The organism is Ideonella alba, from assembly GCF_018069845.1.
Lineage (GTDB): Bacteria > Pseudomonadota > Gammaproteobacteria > Burkholderiales > Burkholderiaceae_C > Ideonella > Ideonella alba.
The window spans coordinates 31960-47787 of record NZ_JAGQDD010000006.1 but is presented as its reverse complement, the minus strand read 5'-3'; the positions used below and the strand labels follow the sequence as shown (position 1 = coordinate 47787).

The 15828-nt window shown below is 70.3% G+C and carries 13 protein-coding genes and 2 tRNA genes; 5 read left to right on the top strand and 10 right to left on the bottom strand.

Annotated features, from left to right (window positions below; all coding sequences use genetic code 11):
• Positions 1–6 precede the first annotated feature (6 nt).
• The 3 genes from pyrH to rpsB all read right to left on the bottom strand — a co-directional run bounded on the left by pyrH (position 7) and on the right by rpsB (position 2575).
• A complete protein-coding gene (gene pyrH, locus KAK03_RS10330; protein ID WP_210853879.1) occupies positions 7–717 on the bottom strand; it encodes a UMP kinase in 711 nt (236 codons plus the stop codon).
• Between the two features lie 85 nt (positions 718–802).
• On the bottom strand, positions 803–1696 hold the full coding sequence (gene tsf, locus KAK03_RS10325; RefSeq protein ID WP_210853878.1) for a translation elongation factor Ts: 894 nt from the start codon (positions 1694–1696) through the stop codon (positions 803–805).
• 132 nt (positions 1697–1828) lie between these two features.
• Positions 1829–2575: a 30S ribosomal protein S2 gene (gene rpsB / locus KAK03_RS10320; protein WP_210853877.1), complete on the bottom strand. Its 747-nt coding sequence runs from the start codon at positions 2573–2575 to the stop codon at positions 1829–1831.
• A gap of 209 nt (positions 2576–2784) precedes the next feature.
• Between rpsB and KAK03_RS10315 the strand changes: the two genes are divergently transcribed.
• Genes KAK03_RS10315 through KAK03_RS10305 form a run of 3 tightly spaced genes read left to right on the top strand, consistent with a single transcriptional unit; the run spans position 2785 to position 7025 of the window.
• The gene (locus KAK03_RS10315) at positions 2785–4203 is read left to right on the top strand and encodes an amidase (RefSeq protein WP_210853876.1); all 1419 of its coding nucleotides are present in this window, start codon (positions 2785–2787) and stop codon (positions 4201–4203) included.
• 1 nt (position 4204) lies between these two features.
• Positions 4205–5500 carry an FAD-dependent oxidoreductase gene (locus KAK03_RS10310; protein ID WP_210853875.1) on the top strand — a complete coding sequence of 432 codons (1296 nt, stop codon included), beginning with the start codon at positions 4205–4207 and terminating at the stop codon, positions 5498–5500.
• 10 nt (positions 5501–5510) lie between these two features.
• Positions 5511–7025: an NAD(P)H-hydrate dehydratase gene (locus tag KAK03_RS10305; RefSeq protein ID WP_210853874.1), complete on the top strand. Its 1515-nt coding sequence runs from the start codon at positions 5511–5513 to the stop codon at positions 7023–7025.
• Positions 7026–7070: 45 nt separating this feature from the next.
• On the opposite strand, the gene rnr is transcribed toward KAK03_RS10305, so the two are convergent.
• Complete coding sequence (rnr, locus tag KAK03_RS10300) at positions 7071–9302, bottom strand: ribonuclease R (RefSeq protein ID WP_210853873.1); 2232 nt, start codon at positions 9300–9302, stop codon at positions 7071–7073.
• Between the two features lie 112 nt (positions 9303–9414).
• Between rnr and KAK03_RS10295 the strand changes: the two genes are divergently transcribed.
• Positions 9415–9499: transfer RNA gene (locus KAK03_RS10295), tRNA-Leu, on the top strand.
• 309 nt (positions 9500–9808) lie between these two features.
• Positions 9809–9893: transfer RNA gene (locus KAK03_RS10290), tRNA-Leu, on the top strand.
• Between the two features lie 270 nt (positions 9894–10163).
• On the opposite strand, the gene KAK03_RS10285 is transcribed toward KAK03_RS10290, so the two are convergent.
• The 6 genes from KAK03_RS10285 to hflK all read right to left on the bottom strand — a co-directional run bounded on the left by KAK03_RS10285 (position 10164) and on the right by hflK (position 15818).
• Positions 10164–10685: a phosphoribosyltransferase gene (locus KAK03_RS10285; protein ID WP_210802197.1), complete on the bottom strand. Its 522-nt coding sequence runs from the start codon at positions 10683–10685 to the stop codon at positions 10164–10166.
• Between the two features lie 38 nt (positions 10686–10723).
• The gene (locus KAK03_RS10280; RefSeq protein ID WP_210854026.1) at positions 10724–12106 is read right to left on the bottom strand and encodes an adenylosuccinate synthase; all 1383 of its coding nucleotides are present in this window, start codon (positions 12104–12106) and stop codon (positions 10724–10726) included.
• 50 nt (positions 12107–12156) lie between these two features.
• The gene (locus KAK03_RS10275) at positions 12157–13320 is read right to left on the bottom strand and encodes an ATP phosphoribosyltransferase regulatory subunit (protein WP_210853872.1); all 1164 of its coding nucleotides are present in this window, start codon (positions 13318–13320) and stop codon (positions 12157–12159) included.
• Positions 13321–13422: 102 nt separating this feature from the next.
• Complete coding sequence (locus tag KAK03_RS10270; protein ID WP_310738551.1) at positions 13423–13629, bottom strand: DUF2065 domain-containing protein; 207 nt, start codon at positions 13627–13629, stop codon at positions 13423–13425.
• A complete protein-coding gene (hflC, locus tag KAK03_RS10265; RefSeq protein WP_210853871.1) occupies positions 13626–14519 on the bottom strand; it encodes a protease modulator HflC in 894 nt (297 codons plus the stop codon). The genes KAK03_RS10270 and hflC overlap by 4 nt, the downstream gene beginning before the upstream one ends.
• 24 nt (positions 14520–14543) lie before the next feature.
• Complete coding sequence (hflK, locus tag KAK03_RS10260; RefSeq protein WP_210853870.1) at positions 14544–15818, bottom strand: FtsH protease activity modulator HflK; 1275 nt, start codon at positions 15816–15818, stop codon at positions 14544–14546.
• Positions 15819–15828: the final 10 nt, after the last annotated feature.

Here is a 15828-nt window from a genome sequence, read left to right as displayed (position 1 = left end):
TGATCCTCAGACGTGAACCAGCGTGCCCTCGTCCTCGCCCTGCACCACGCGCTTGAGCGCGCCGGGCTTGAAGATCGAGAACACCTTGATCGGCAGCTTCTGGTCGCGGCACAGGGCGAACGCGGTGGCGTCCATCACCTGCAGGTTCTTCGCGATCGCCTCGTCGAAGCTGATGTTGGTGTAGCGCGTGGCGCTGGGGTCCTTCTTGGGGTCGGCGGTGTAGACGCCATCAACCTTGGTGGCCTTGAGCACCACCTGGGCACCGATCTCGGCGCCGCGCAGCGCGGCGGCGGTGTCGGTGGTGAAGAAGGGGTTGCCGGTGCCGGCGGCGAAGATCACCACCTTGCCCTCTTCCAGGTACTGCAGCGCCTTCGGGCGGACATAGGGCTCGACCACCTGCTCGATCGAGATGGCCGACATCACGCGGGCCGTCATGCCCTCCAGGCGCATCGTGTCGGCCAGGGCCAGCGAGTTCATCACGGTGGCCAGCATGCCCATGTAGTCGGCGGTGGCGCGGTCCATGCCCACCGAGCCGCCGGCCACGCCGCGGAAGATGTTGCCGCCGCCGATCACCACCGCCACCTCGCAGCCCAGCTGGGTCACCTCCTGCACCTCGCGCACCATGCGCACGATGGTGGCGCGGTTGATGCCGTAGGCGTCATCGCCCATCAGGGCCTCGCCGGAGAGTTTCAGCAGGATGCGCTTGTAGGCGGGCATGCAGGGGTGTCCTTGTAGGCGTCGGTCAGCAGGAAAAACAGTGTAGCCGGGCACCCCCTTGTGAGCGGCGCCCGGCGGCGGCGCTTTACGCGCCCTTGGCGGCGGCGACCTGGGCAGCCACCTCGGCCGCGAAGTCGTCGACCTTCTTCTCGATGCCTTCACCCACCACGTACAGGGTGAAGCCCTTGACGGTGGTGTTGGCCGACTTGACGTAGGCGCCCACGGTCTGCTTGCCGTCGGCGGCCTTCACGAAGACCTGGTCGAACAGCGAGACTTCCTTCAGGTACTTCTGCACCGAACCGTCGACCATCTTGGCGACGATCTCGGCCGGCTTGCCGGACTCGGCGGCCTTGGCGGCGGCCACCGAGCGCTCGCGCTCGATCAGCTCGGCCGGCACGTCGGCCGAGGTCAGCGCGACAGGCTTCATCGCGGCCACGTGCATGGCGACGTCCTTGGCGGCGACGGCGTCACCGTCGAACTCCACCACCACGCCGATGCGGGTGCCGTGCAGGTAGCCGGCCAGGGCGCTGCCCTCGAAGCGCTTGAAGCGGCGGAAAGACATGTTCTCGCCGATCTTGCCGACCAGGCCCTTGCGCACGTCTTCCAGCGTCGGGCCGAAACCGTCCTGCTCGTAGGCCAGCGCGCCCAGGGCGGCGATGTCGGCCGGGTTGTGCTTGGCGATCAGCGCGGCGGCGCCCTGGGCCAGGGCCAGGAAGCTGTCGTTCTTGGTGACGAAGTCGGTCTCGCAGTTGACCTCGATCATGGCGCCCACGGTGCCGTCGATCGCCGAGGCGACCACGCCTTCGGCGGTGACGCGCGACGCGGCCTTGCCGGCCTTGGTGCCCAGCTTGACGCGCAGGATTTCCTCGGCCTTGACCAGGTCGCCTTCGGCCTCGGTCAGCGCCTTCTTGCATTCCATCATCGGGGCGTCGGTCTTGGCGCGCAGTTCGGCAACCATGCCGGCGGTGATAGCAGCCATCGTGTGTTCTCCGTTGCTGGCGGCGGTGCCTTGGGCGCCCGCCGCGGGTTTGCTTCAGTGTTCGGTGGGGGGTGTGAAAAAGGGGCTGTGACAGCCCCTGCTTCACGACGGCGCCCGAGGGCGCCGGGAGCATCAGGCCTGCTCGTTGACCTCGACGAACTCGTCGCCGTCGGCGGCCACGGCCTGGGTCAGCTCGGTGGTGGCGTTGGCCTTGCCTTCCAGCACGGCGTCAGCCACGGCCTTGGCGTACAGCGCCACGGCCTTGGCCGAGTCGTCGTTGCCGGGGATCACGTAGTCCACGCCATCGGGCGAGTGGTTGGTGTCGACCACGCCGATCACCGGAATGCCCAGCTTCTGGGCTTCGGCCACGGCGATCTTGTGGAAGCCCACGTCGATCACGAAGATGGCGTCGGGCAGCGCGTTCATGTCCTGGATGCCGCCGATGTCCTTCTCGAGCTTGGCCAGCTCGCGGTCGAACATCAGGGCTTCCTTCTTGATGCGCATCTCGGCGCCAGAGTCCTTCTGGGCCTGCATGTCCTTGAGCTTCTTCAGCGAGCCCTTGACCGTCTTGAAGTTGGTCAGCATGCCGCCCAGCCAGCGCTGGTCAACGTAGGGCATGCCGGCGCGCTGCGCCTCGGCGGCCACCACTTCGCGCGCCTGGCGCTTGGTGCCGACGATCAGGATCGTGCCGCGCTTGGAGGCCAGCTGGCGCACGAACTTCATGGCTTCTTCGAACTTGGGAAGCGTCTTCTCCAAGTTGATGATGTGGATCTTGTTGCGATGGCCGTAAATGAACGGGGCCATCTTGGGGTTCCAGAAGCGGGTCTGGTGGCCAAAGTGGACACCGGCTTCCAGCATTTCACGCATCGACACGGACATAGGTCACTCCGAAGGTTGGGTCTAGAATCCCGACACGAATCGCTGCATGGGTTGACACCTCGTCACACCTGCTTGCAGCGACACCTGGATGGGTCGGGTTCGCGAATCGGGCCGCCCCGTCCGGCGGTGCAAGGCAAACGCCTTTCACCATCCTCACGACGAGACTCTCGGCCCGGCTTGTCTGGACGCCGCGCGATGCATCGCACCCCATGGTCCTCCAGATAAACCCGCAGAGTATAGCATCCCGCAGCGCCCCCGGCCTGGCCCGGATGCTCGAACCGATCCCGCAGGGCCGCCTGAGCTGCCGCGACCTGCTGGAACACCACCTGGCGCGCGCAGCCTCCCCTGACGCGGCGCAGGCCCACCTGCGCCTCTTCACGGCGTCGGCCCGCGCCCAGGCCGATGCGCTGGACGCGCAGCGCGGCCGCGGCCAGGCGCTGCCGCCGCTGGCCGGGCTGGTGCTGGGCGTCAAGGACCTGTTCGACGTCGCCGGTCAGCCCGCCACCGGCGGCTCGGTGGTGCTGGATGGCCGCAGCTCGGCGCTGAGCGGCTGGCCCGCCGCCCGGACCGCCGATGCGGGCGCCGTGGCCCGGCTGCGCGCGGCCGGCGCCGTGCTGATCGGCCACCACAACTGCACCGAGTTCGCCTTCTCCGGTGTCGGCCAGAACCCGCACCACGGCACGCCGACGAACCCGGTGACCGCGCTGCTGGACGCCACGCCGCGCATCGCTGGCGGCTCCACCAGCGGTGGCGCCCAGGCGCTGGCGCTGGGCGCCTGCATGACCGCGCTGGGCAGCGACACCGGCGGCTCGATCCGCATTCCTGCGGCCTTGTGCGGCCTGGTGGGCTACAAGTCCACCCAGTCCCTGGTGCCACGCGACGGCTGCATCCCGCTGTCCGACACCCTGGACACGGCCTGTGCGATGACGCCCGATGTCGACGGGGCGATCCGCGTGCACGAGGTGCTGGCCGCGCGCCGCGTCGACCGCACGGCGGCACGCCTGGCCGGCAGCCGGCTGGCCCTGCCCCAGGACCTGATGCTTGACGGCCTGGAAGCGCCCGTGGCCCGTGCGCTGGAGTCCGCGCTGACGCGGCTCTCAGCCGCCGGCGCGCGGATCGAATCCCTGCGCTGCCCCCTGCTGCCCGACGGCGCGGCCCTGCAAGGCGCCTTCAGCCTGGCGGCGGTCGAGGCCCACGCCTGGCACCGCCACCGCCTGGCCCATGACGCTGCGCGCTACGACCCGCGGGTGCTGACCCGGCTGCTGCGCGGTGCTGGCGTGTCGGCCGACGACTACCTCGACCTGTGCCGCGCCCGCCGGGCCTGGATCGACGCGCTGCAATCGGCGCTGAGCGGCTTCGACGCCGCGCTCAGCCCCACCGTCCCGCTGCTCGCGCCGCCGAGCGCGCCCTTGCTGTCTGACGACGACGTGTTCCACCGCACCAATGCTGCGCTGCTGCGCAATCCCTCGCTGGTCAATCTCTTCGATGGCTGTGCGATCAGCCTGCCCTGCCAGGCGCCCGGCGAGATGCCGGTGGGTCTGATGCTGTGGGCCGGCGCCGGCCGCGATGACGCTCTGCTGGGCCTGGCGCTGGACGCAGAGGCCGCGTTGGCCGGGCACGGAGGCTGACATGCATGTGGCCGTCATCGGCGCCGGCCTGGCCGGCGTGTGCAGCGCGTTCGAACTGGCCGCGGCGGGTCACCAGGTCACCGTGGTCGACCGCCACGCCGGGGTGGCCGCCGAGGGCAGCTTCGCCAACGGCGGGCTGCTGGCCGGCGCCTACACCGCCGCCTGGCAGGCGCCGGGCCTGCCCACCCGGCCGCTGGCGCCGGTGCAGGCCGGCGGCTGGGGCTGGCAGGGCCTGCGCCCGTCGGTGTGGTCGCCCTGGTGGCGCCAGCGCCAGCACCGCCGCTCGCCGCACATGGCGGCCAGCCGCTCGGCGATGCTGGCCCTCTCGCGCCTGAGCCGCGCCCGGCTGGACGAGCTGACGCTGCGCCTGGGACTGGCCCGCGAACACGCCGACGGCCTGCTGGTGCTGCTGCGCTCGGAGCGTGAGCTGGCGCAGATGCGCGCCGGTCTGGACTGGCTGGGCGAACAAGGGGTGGTGCACCACTGTGTCGATGCCGACGGCGCGCGGGCGATCGAGCCGGGCCTGAGCACCGAGCCAGGCTTGCACGCCGCCCTGCACTTCCCGGGCGATGCTGCGGCCAACAGCCGGCAGTTCGTCCACCAGCTGAAGACCGAAGCCCAGGCCTTGGGTGTGCGCTGGCTGTTCCAGCACCAGCTCACCGGCCTGTCCAGCGGCCTGGGCGGCGGCCCGCTGCAGCTCAGCTTGGCCGAGTCACGCGATCCGGTGCCGGCAGGACGCACCGGCGAGACGGTGTCGTCACTCAGTGTCGACGCGGTGGTGCTGTGCGCGGCGCAGGGCGCCCCGGCCCTGCTGCAGTCGCTGGGCGTGCGCCTGCCAGCGGTGGTCCACAGTGCCTGCAGCTTCACCGCGCCGCTGCGGCTGGAAGACGGCCTGCTCGATCCCACGCCGCGCGCCGCCATCCTGGACCAGCGCCAACAGATCAGCATTGCGCGCCAGGGCGACCGGGTGCGCGTGGCGGGCAGCATCCGCCCCGGTGTGCAACTGGGCCGCCCGCACCCGGCCGACATGCGGCGTCTGTACCGCGCATTGGACGACTGGTTCCCGGGCGCCGCCCACACCAGCCGCAGTCTGGAGTGGTGCGGCCCGCGCCTGGCGGTGGCCGACGGCCTGCCGGTGATCGGCCCCAGCGGCGTGCCCGGCGTGTGGCTCAACACCGCCCATGGCGCCAGCGGCTGGACCCTGGCCTGCGGCGCGGCCCTGCAACTGGCGTCGCAGATCGGCCAGCAGGCCGCGCCGGTCGATCCGGCGCCCTTCGCGATGGAGCGCTTGCGCTAAGCTCGGCGGCATGGCCGTCGACCTGCGCCTCGTCCTTCCCGGTACCACCGCTGCGCCCCTGCACGGACTGGCGGCGTCCCGGGCGATCGAGGCCCAGGCCTGTGCCCGCGCGGGTGATTTCACGCTGATGCTGCGCGCCGGCACCGATGCCGCCCGTCTGGCCCTGGCCCGCTGGCCGCACGCGCGACGCGTCTGGGTGGCCTGCGGCCCCGGCAACAACGGTGGCGACGGCCTGGTGATGGCGCGCTGCCTGCACCAGCTGGGCCGACAGGTCACGGTCACGCACCTGAGCGGTCGCGGCACCGTCCCGGCCGATGCACAGCGTGCGCTGGCCCAGGCCGTGCAGGCTGGCGTGACCTTCGGGGACGCACCCGCCCCTGGTGCGGTGGACCTGGCGGTCGACGCCCTGCTTGGCCTGGGCCAGGATCGCCCGCCCGGCGAGGCCGTGCTTGCGCTGATCGATGCGCTGCACGCCTGCCAGGCGCCGATCCTGGCGCTGGACCTGCCCACCGGCCTGGCCGCCGACAGCGGCCAGACCCTGGGTGAACACGGCGTGCGCGCCAGCGCCACGCTGTCGCTGCTGACGCTCAAGCCGGGCCTCTTCACCGCCGACGGCCGGGACCATGCTGGCGAGATCTGGTGGTCGACGCTGGGCGCCACACTGGACGGCGCCGCGCCGGATGCCCTGCTGCTGGGCGCCGACGAGGCCCGGCGCCTGCCGCCGCGGCCCCATGCCGGACACAAGGGCGCGTTCGGCGACCTGTGGGTGCTGGGTGGTGCTGCGGGCATGCAAGGCGCGGCGGTGCTGGCGGCCCACGCGGCGCTGGCAGCCGGCGCTGGCCGGGTCTATCTGGCCACGCTGGCCGATACCGCGGTCCACGCCCTGCCAGGCGCGCCGGCCGCGCTGATGCACCGCGACACCCACGCGCTGCGCCAGCCCGAGCGGCTGGCCGCGGCCACCGTGGTGGCCGGCTGCGGCGGCGGCGGCGACATGGGCGCCGAGTTGCCCGCACCGATCCGCCATGCAGCGCGGCTGGTGCTGGACGCCGACGCACTGAACGCCGTCGCCGCCGAGCCCGCGCTGGCCACCGCCCTGGTGGCCCGCGGCCACGCTGCCCGCCCAACCGTGCTCACGCCCCACCCGCTGGAAGCCGCGCGCCTGCTGGACAGCAGCACGCGTGCCGTGCAGGCCGACCGCCTGGCGGCCGCACGGGCGCTGGCCCGGCGCTTCGGCGCGGTGGTGGTGCTCAAGGGCTCGGGCAGCGTCATCGCCACGCCGGAGGGTCCGCCGTGGATCAACGCCACCGGCAACGCCCGGCTGGCCAGTGCCGGCACCGGCGATGTGCTCGCAGGCTGGCTGGGCGGACGCTGGGCGGCGCTGGGCGACGCCACCGACGCGGCCGCCCGTGCGGCCCGCGAGGCCGTCTGGCGCCACGGCCTGGCGGCCGACCGCGCCGGCCCGCATGTGCTGATCGCCGATTCGCTGATCGAGGCGATGCTGGCCAGCACGGCCGACGCCGCCTGACCCCGCGCCGACCGGCGGAGCGGGTCAGCCGCTCATCGCCTCATCTCAGCGCCGCCGGGTCGCCTTGCGCCGGCTGCTGGTCTTGCCCGAGGCAGCGTCCTGCCGCGGCGAGGTCTTGGACTTGGCCTTGCCCGCGCCAGTACGGCCCGAGGGCGACTGGCGCGCCTTGGCCGCCTTGGTGGCGCGCTTTTGCACCCGGTCCTCGGCCTCCACGCGCTCCAGCGGCGCCAGGCGCTCCTTGCCCGTCGGGCGGCCCTTGGCCAGCAGGCGGTCGGACTCGCCCTCGCGCACCATGCGGAAGTCGATGCGCCGGCCGTCCAGGTCGACCCGGCTGACCTGCACCCGCACCCGCGCGCCCACCGCGTAGCGCTGGCCGCTGCGCTCGCCGCGCAGTTCCTGGCGCGCCTCGTCGAACCGGAAGTACTCGCTGCCCAGTTCGGTGATGTGGACCAGGCCCTCCACGTACAACGCGTCCAGCGTGACGAAGACACCGAAGGTGGTGACCGCGCTGACGGTGCCCGAGTACTCCTCGCCCAGGCGTTCGCGCATGTAGCGGCACTTCAGCCAGGCTTCGACATCGCGCGAGGCCTCGTCGGCACGGCGCTCGTTGGCACTGCAATGCGCCCCCACCTGCTCCCAGCGCTCGAGCTCGGCGGCCTGGCCACGCGGCGGCTTGCCGCCCTTGCGCACCGGCGCGCCCACCAGCTCGCCGGTGCTCAGGTGGTAGCGGCGCGACTGCAGGATGGCCTTGATCACCCGGTGCACCAGCAGGTCCGGATAGCGACGGATGGGGCTGGTGAAGTGGGTGTAGGCCTGGTAGGCCAGGCCGAAGTGGCCGCTGTTGGCCGGCGTGTAGATCGCCTGCTGCATCGAGCGCAGCAGCATGGTGTGGATCTGCTGCGCGTCCGGGCGGTCCTTGGTGGCGGCGGCGATCGCCTGGAACTCGCCTGGCTTGGGGTCATCGCTGACCGACAGGCCCAGGCCCAGCGCGCGCAGGTAGTTCTGCAGGGTCTGGCGCTTCTCGGGCGTAGGCCCCTCGTGCACGCGGTAGAGCGACGCATGTTCAGCGCCGGCGATGAAGTCCGCTGCGCAGACGTTGGCGGCCAGCATGGCCTCCTCGATCAGGCGATGCGCCTCGGTGCGGGTGCGCGGCACGATCTTCTCGATGCGGCCGTTGTCGTCGCAGACGATCTGGGTCTCCGTGGTTTCGAAATCCACCGCACCACGTTGGGCGCGGGCCTTCAGCAGCGCGCGGTAGACATCGAGCAGGTCGAGCAGCTGCGGCATCAGCGCAGCGCGGCGCGTGGCTTCAGGGCCGCGGCTGTTGAGCAGCGCCGCAGCCACTTCGGTGTAGGTCAGCCGCGCATGCGAGCAGATCACCGCCGGGTAGAACTGGTAGGCGGTGACCTCGCCCTCGGCGCTGACCAGCATGTCGCAGACCATGCTCAGACGATCCACCTCGGGGTTCAGCGAGCACAGGCCGTTGGACAGCTTCTCCGGCAGCATCGGGATCACCCGGCGCGGGAAGTAGACCGAGGTGGCGCGCTCGAAGGCATCGTCGTCCAGCGCTTCACCGGGCTTGACGTAGTGGCTGACGTCGGCGATGGCCACCAGCAGCCGCCAGCCCTTGCTGGCCTTCTTGCCCTTGCCCTGGACATGCGGTTCGCAGTAGACGGCGTCGTCGAAGTCGCGCGCGTCCTCACCGTCGATGGTCACCAGCGGCACATCGCGCAGGTCGACGCGGTGCTTCAGGTCGGCGGCGCGCAGCTTGTCGGGCAAGGCCGCCGCCTGGGCCAGGGCCTCGGGCGAGAAGCGGTGCGGCACCTCGTACTTGCGCACCGCGATCTCGATCTCCATGCCCGGGTCGTCGATCTCGCCCAGCACCTCGGCCACGCGGCCCACCGGCTGCGAGTACATCGACGGCGGCTCGGTCAGCTCGACCGATACCACCTGGCCGGCACGCGCATTGGCCGCGGCGTTCTTCGGGATCAGGATGTCCTGGCCGTAGCGCTTGTCCTCGGGCGCGACGATCCAGCTGCCGCCCTCGTGCAGCAGGCGGCCGATGATCGGCGTCTTGCGCCGCTCGATGATGTCGACGACACGGCCCTCCGGGCGGCCCTTGCGGTCGAAGCGCAGGATGCGGGCGCGCACGCGGTCGCGGTGCAGCACCGCACGCATCTCCTGCGGCGAGAGGTACAGATCAGGTTCGCCGTCGTCGCGCTGCACGAAGCCGTGCCCGTCGCGGTGTCCGTTCACCGTGCCTTCGATCTCGGTCATGGTGACGCCCGGCAGCTTGTCGCTGCTTGAAATGATCTTTGTCTTGATGGTATAGTCCTATCTTTCGCTGATACGCGATGTTCTCACCAAAGAGCGTTGCCGTCTCGACGAAGCCCAGGTGGCGGAATTGGTAGACGCACTAGTTTCAGGTACTAGCGCTGAGAGGCGTGGAGGTTCGAGTCCTCTCCTGGGCACCAAGCATGCAAAGGCCAGCACGGAAGTGCTGGCCTTTTTTGCTTGGGGGACAGGAAGCAAGGCCCACTGCGGGCCTTGCGCGAGGACGAGAAAGGCCGGGCATGCAGGCCCGGCCGGGGTCGCGCCCATGTGACCGAGTCCTCTCCTGGGCACCAAGCATACAAAAGGCCAGCACGAGAGTGCTGGCCTTTTTGCATGGGCGCGACGCTGGTCGCGGTGCCGCTCGAAAAGTGGATGCGCGTTTCAAGTCGCTTGAAATCCATGCTATAGTTCAAGGCTCTGCTGATGACGAAAGTCTTCAACGCAGACATGCCCAGGTGGCGGAATTGGTAGACGCACTAGTTTCAGGTACTAGCGCTGAGAGGCGTGGAGGTTCGAGTCCTCTCCTGGGCACCAAGCATGCAAAGGCCAGCACGGAAGTGCTGGCCTTTTTTGCTTGGGGGACAGGAAGCAAGGCCCACTGCGGGCCTTGCGCGAGGACGAGAAAGGCCGGGCATGCAGGCCCGGCCGGGGTCGCGCCCGTGTGACCGAGTCCTCTCCTGGGCACCAGGCATGCGAAGGCCAGCACGGAAGTGCTGGCCTTTTTTGCTTCCGGTGCGACCGACCGCAGGCCGAACGCAGCCGTGCCATGACGAAGGGGCCCGCAGGCCCCTTCTCGTTGATGCTTCAGACCGACAACTTCTTGGCCAGGCCCTCGGGACGCAGTGCGTCGTACTCCTCGAAGGGTTGGTGGATCCAGGGGCTGGTGGCCAGCGCCTCGACGTAGTAGTCGGGCGTGTAGCTCGACACCGCCTTGGTCCAGATCACCGCCGAGCGCAGTTCGGTGATGGCCGGCATGCCACGCAGGCGGTCAACCACCGCCTTGAGGGTGACGCCCGAGTCGGCCAGGTCGTCCACCAGCAGCACGCGGCCGGCCAGTTCGCCCTTGGGCATGGTGATGTACTTGGCCATGTCCAGGCGGCCCTGGATCGTGCCCGCCTCGGCGCGGTAGCTGCTGGTGCTCATGATCGCCAGCGGCTTGTCGAACACGCGCGACAGGATGTCGCCGGGGCGCATGCCGCCGCGGGCGAGGCACAGGATCTGATCGAAGGCCCAGCCGCTGTTGTGGATCTTGAGCGCCAGGCGCTCGGTCAGCAGGTGGTACTCGTCCCAGGACACGTACAGGTGCTTGCCGTCGTCGGTGAGCATGGGGTCTCCAGCGTGGTCGGTTGGTGGGGAGGTGCCGCTCAGGCCTGGTAGGGCTGGCGCAGCAGGATGGTGTGGTCGCGGTCGGGGCTGGTCGAGATGACGTGGATCGGCACGCCGGTGACTTCCTCGATGCGGTTCAGGTAGCGGCGCGCATTGGCCGGCAGCTTGTCGAGTTCGGTGACGCCCACCGTGGTCTCGGTCCAGCCAGGCAGAGTCTCGTAGATCGGCTCGCAGCGGGCAATCTCGTCGGCGCCCATCGGCAACAGGTCGATGTCCTCGCCGTCCAGGCGGTAGCCGGTGCACAGCTTCAGCTCGGAAAGGCCATCGAGGACGTCGAGCTTGGTGATGCACAGGCCCGACAGGCCGTTGACCTGGGCCGAGCGCTTGAGCAGCGCGGCGTCGAACCAGCCGCAGCGGCGCGAACGACCGGTGGTGACGCCCTTCTCGGCGCCCACGGTGCTCATGTGGTAGCCCGGCGTGCCCGGCACTTCCCAGTCCAGCTCCGTGGGGAACGGGCCGCCACCGACGCGTGTGCAATAGGCCTTGGTGATGCCCAGCACATAGTGCAGCAGGCCCGGGCCGACGCCGGAGCCGGCCGCCGCATTGCCCGCCACGCAGTTGCTGGAGGTGACGTAGGGGTAGGTGCCGTGGTCGACGTCCAGCAGCGTGCCCTGGGCACCCTCGAACAGCAGGTTCTGGCCAGCCATGTGCGCCGCGTTGAGCTCGCGCGAGACGTCGGCCATCATCGGCTTGAGTTCCTCGGCGTGGCGCATCGCCTCGTCGTAGACGACCTGGAACTGCACCTCGCCGTTGGCGATGTACGGGCGCATGGCTTCCGGGAAGGTGAAGCCGCGTGAGCCCAGGAAGCTGGTCAGCACGTGGTTGTGCAGCGCCAGCAGCTCGCGCAGCTTGGCCGCAAAGCGCTCGGGATACTTCAGGTCCTGCACGCGCAGCGCGCGGCGGGCGATCTTGTCCTCGTAGGCCGGGCCGATGCCGCGACCGGTGGTGCCGATCTTCTCGGTGCCACCCTGCTCCCGCGCGGCCTCGCGCGCCACGTCCAGTGCGGCGTGGAAGGGCAGGATCAACGGGCAGGCCTCGGAGATGCGCAGGCGCGAACGCACCTCGACACCGGCCTTCTCCAGCCCGGCGATCTCTTCGAGCAGCTTGGCCGCGGACAGCACCACGCCATTGCCGATGTAGCAGCGCACGCCGGGGCGCATGATGCCGCTGGGGATCAGGTGCAGCGCCGTCTTGACGCCGTTGATCACCAGGGTGTGGCCGGCGTTGTGGCCGCCCTGGAAGCGCACCACGCCCTGGGCGCTTTCGGTCAGCCAGTCGACCAGCTTGCCCTTGCCCTCGTCACCCCATTGGGTGCCGACGACGACGACATTGCGCCCGCGCGCGGTGGAGCCTTGTTGCATCGCTGTGCTCGTCATGCTTGAAGATTCTGTGGGGACGGTCCGCGGCGCATTCACAGCGCGCGCAGGACCCACCGTCCGTCGACCTCGATCAGCTCGCGGTCGCATTCGAATTCCTGGGCCTCGTGCTCATGGCCCGGCAGTGCGCAGACCACGGTCTCGCCCTGGCGGCGCAGACTGCGCACCGCGGCACGCAGGCCCTCGGCCTCGCCCCAGGGGGCGCGGATCGCGCCCTCGGTGCGGGCGGCGCGGGACACCTCGGCCAGACCCTTCAGGTCCAGGCTGAAGCCCACCGCCGGGCGGTTTCGGCCGAATACCGCGCCCACCTCGTCGTAGCGGCCGCCGCGGGCCAGCGCATCGGTGGAGCCGCGGCCATAGACCGCGAAGCGGATGCCGCTGTAGTAGGCGTAGCCGTTCATGTCGGCCAGGTCGAAGCCCAGGCGAACATCCGGGAAGGCCTGACGCACATGGCCGGCCAGCCAGGCCAGGTCGCCCAGCGCGGTGCTGATCTGGCTGCGCTTGGGCAGGCGCTCGGCCGCCTGGGCCAGCACCTCCTCGCCACCGTACAGGTCGGGCAGGATGGCCAGCGCCTCGCGGGCCTCGGCCGGGCAGCCGGCCGACAGCGCGCGCAGCGTGGGCTGGTCCTTGACGCTCAGCGCCGTGACCAGCGCCTCCAGTTCGGCAGGGCCCAGCGGCAGACCGGCCAGCACCGAGCGCACGACGCGGGCATCGCCCAGGTCGATGGTGAGGTCGCGCACGCCGGCGGCGTGCAGACCATCCAGGGCCAGCTCCTGCACCTCCAGGTCGGCTTCCAGGCCGGCATGGCCGTAGATCTCGGCGCCCAGTTGCAGCGGCTCGCGCGTGGCGCGCAGACCCGACGGCCGGGTGTGCAGCACCGGGCCGCAGTAGCACAGACGGGTGACGCCCTGGCGGTTCAGCAGATGGGCATCGATGCGGGCGACCTGGGGCGTGGCGTCGGCACGCAGGCCCAGCGTGCGGCCGCTGAGCTGGTCGACCAGCTTGAAGGTCTTGAGGTCGAGGTCGCGGCCGGTGCCAGAGAGCAGCGAGTCCAGGTGCTCGAGCATCGGCGGCATGACCAGCTCGAAGCCATAGCTGCGGGCCAGGTCCAGCCACTGGCGGCGGAGTTCTTCGATGCGCCGCGCCTCGGCGGGCAGGACATCGGCGATGTGCTCAGGCAGCAGCCAGGCAGACGACATGAAACGGCGACCGGGTTAAAAACGGCATTGTACCCGCGTCGCCCGGGCCCGGCGCCAGCCAAGGCGCCTGTTCACACGACCGGAAGGGATTGCGAACAGGCCCTAGCTGCTCAGCCAGAGCACCAGCGCCCCGATCGCGATGCTGGCCAGACCGATGAAGCGGATCTGGCCATCCTGCATCGCCAGCACGCGCCGGAAGACCTCGCGCCAGCCCTGCGGGTGCAGCAGCGGCATCAGGCCCTCGAGCACCAGCATCAGGCCCAGCGCGGGCCACAGCCAGTCGGTCCAGCTGCCGCCGTCGGGCATCATTTGCGCGGCGCCGCCGGTGCTGCGGCGCCGGTGCCGCGCATCGCCTTGAAGAACTCGCTGCCCGGATCGACCACCATCACGTCGGACTTGTTGCGCCAGCTGGCGCGGTAGGCCTCGAGGCTGCGGTAGAACTGGGCGAACTGCGGGTCGCGCCCGAATGCGTCGGCATAGAGCGCAGACGCCTTGGCGTCGCCTTCGCCCTTGATCTTCTGGGCGTCACGGTAGGCCTCGGCGAGGATCACCTCGCGCTGGCGGTCAGCGTCGGCGCGGATCTTCTCGCCCTCGGCCTGGCCGGTCGAGCGCAGTTCGTTGGCCACCTGCTTGCGCTCGGACTCCATGCGGCGGTAGACGGCGTCGGTGATGTTGGCGACGAAGTCGACCCGCTTGATGCGCACATCGACGATCTCGATGCCGAAGCTCTTGGCCTCGTCACCCAGGCGCTGGCGCACATCGTTCATGATCTTCTCGCGCTCGCCGGCCAGCACGCCGCCGACCGTGCGCTTGGTGATCTCCTCGTTGAACGCGGCCTGCACCACCGGGCCCAGCCGGGCCTCCAGGTTGCGCAGGTCGGGGCCGCTGTTGCGGATGAACTGGCGCGGATCAGCGATGCGCCACTTCACCAGCCAGTCGATGACCAGGCTCTTCTTCTCGGCGGTGAAGATCGGACGGCTCTCGGGGCTGTCCAGGGTCTGGATGCGGCGGTCGAGGAAGACCACGTTCTGGAACGGCGGCGGCAGCTTCCACTGCAGCCCCGGCTCGGCGATGACTTCCTTGATCTCGCCCAGCGCGTAGATCACGGCGACCTTGCGCTGGTCGACGACGAACAGGGTGGAGGCGGCGAGCATCAGAAGGACGAGGCCCGCGGCGACGATACTGGCGATTCGGTTCATGGTGTGTCCCTGTGGCAGTCCGGATCAGCGGCCTTCACGGTCGCGGCTGCGGGCGTTGTCGCGGTTGCGCACATCCACGGTGGTGCTCTCGGTGGCGGCCGGTGCGGGCTGGGCCGCCGGGGCGGTGGCCGCCGCGGCGGCCGGAGCGCTCTGCTGGACCAGCTTGTCCAGCGGCAGGTACAGCAGGTTCGAGCCGCTGCGGCTGTCGGTCATCACCTTGGTGACGTTGCTGTAGACCTCGCGCATGGTGTCGATGTAGAGGCGGTCGCGGGTCACGGCCGGTGCCTTCTGGTACTCGGTGTAGACCGAGTTGAAGCGCTGCGCATCACCCTCGGCCTGTGCCACCACCCTGCCCTTGTAGCCTTCGGCCTCCTGACGCAGGCGTGCGGCCGTGCCCTGGGCCTTGGGAATGACGTCGCTGGCGTAGGCCTGGCCTTCGTTCTTGAAGCGGTCGCGGTCGGCGCCGGCCTTGACGGCATCGTCGAAGGCGGTCTGCACCTGGTCGGGCACCTGCACGTTCTGCAGGTTGACGTTGGCGATCGCCACGCCGGCGTTGAGGCGGTCGAGCTGTTGCTGGATCGACTTGACGAGGTCGGCGGCGATCGCGTCGCGGCGCTCGTAGAGCACCGAGTCGACCTTGCTGCGGCCGACGATCTCGCGCACCGCCGATTCAGCGGCCTGGGCCACGGCTTCCTCGGTGCTGGCGTTCTCGAACAGGAAGGCGCGGGCGTCCTTCAACCGGTACTGCACGGTGAAGCGGATGTCGACGATGTTCTCGTCCTGGGTGAGCATCGACGAGTCGCGCAGGCCGGTGGCGGGCACGGTGGAGGTGCGGCCGATCTCGACCGAGCGCAGCTGCGTGACACGCACCGTCTCGTGCGACTGGATCGGGTAGGGCAGGCGCCACTGGATGCCGGCGCCGGCCGTGCTGCTGTAGCGGCCGAAGGTGGTGACCACCGCCTGCTCGCCTTCCTGCACGATGAACACGCCGCTGCCGGCCCAGATCAGCGCCACCACGCCGGCGATCAGGCCGACGCCCACACCGGCACCCTTCATGTCGGGCGAGAAGTTGGGCGGATCCTCGGGCGGCTGGGCGCCACCGCCCTTGCCACTGAACAGGCCCGAGAGCTTGCGGTTGAAGTCGCGCCAGAGCTCGTCGAGGTCCGGCGGGCCGTCGTTGCGGCCATTGCTCAGCAGGCGCCAGCCCTTGGCCAGCCCAGCGGCCAGGCGTGCGCGCTGGGGGTGTCGCCGCGGTGCTGCCGACGCGCTCATTCGCTCGGTGTGCAGGGGCTCATCCATGGTGATCGTT

Excerpts from the sequence above, each read along its gene's own strand:
- pyrH (WP_210853879.1), bottom strand. The coding sequence starts at position 717 with ATGCCCGCCTACAAGCGCATCCTGCTGAAACTCTCCGGCGAGGCCCTG.
- tsf (WP_210853878.1), bottom strand. The coding sequence starts at position 1,696 with ATGGCTGCTATCACCGCCGGCATGGTTGCCGAACTGCGCGCCAAGACC.
- hflC (WP_210853871.1), bottom strand. The coding sequence starts at position 14,519 with ATGAACCGAATCGCCAGTATCGTCGCCGCGGGCCTCGTCCTTCTGATG.
- KAK03_RS10305 (WP_210853874.1), top strand. The coding sequence starts at position 5,511 with ATGGCCGTCGACCTGCGCCTCGTCCTTCCCGGTACCACCGCTGCGCCC.
- rpsB (WP_210853877.1), bottom strand. The coding sequence starts at position 2,575 with ATGTCCGTGTCGATGCGTGAAATGCTGGAAGCCGGTGTCCACTTTGGC.
- KAK03_RS10285 (WP_210802197.1), bottom strand. The coding sequence starts at position 10,685 with ATGCTCACCGACGACGGCAAGCACCTGTACGTGTCCTGGGACGAGTAC.
- KAK03_RS10270 (WP_310738551.1), bottom strand. The coding sequence starts at position 13,629 with ATGATGCCCGACGGCGGCAGCTGGACCGACTGGCTGTGGCCCGCGCTG.
- KAK03_RS10275 (WP_210853872.1), bottom strand. The coding sequence starts at position 13,320 with ATGTCGTCTGCCTGGCTGCTGCCTGAGCACATCGCCGATGTCCTGCCC.
- hflK (WP_210853870.1), bottom strand. The coding sequence starts at position 15,818 with ATGGATGAGCCCCTGCACACCGAGCGAATGAGCGCGTCGGCAGCACCG.
- KAK03_RS10280 (WP_210854026.1), bottom strand. The coding sequence starts at position 12,106 with ATGCAACAAGGCTCCACCGCGCGCGGGCGCAATGTCGTCGTCGTCGGC.
- KAK03_RS10310 (WP_210853875.1), top strand. The coding sequence starts at position 4,205 with ATGCATGTGGCCGTCATCGGCGCCGGCCTGGCCGGCGTGTGCAGCGCG.
- KAK03_RS10315 (WP_210853876.1), top strand. The coding sequence starts at position 2,785 with ATGGTCCTCCAGATAAACCCGCAGAGTATAGCATCCCGCAGCGCCCCC.
- rnr (WP_210853873.1), bottom strand. The coding sequence starts at position 9,302 with ATGACCGAGATCGAAGGCACGGTGAACGGACACCGCGACGGGCACGGC.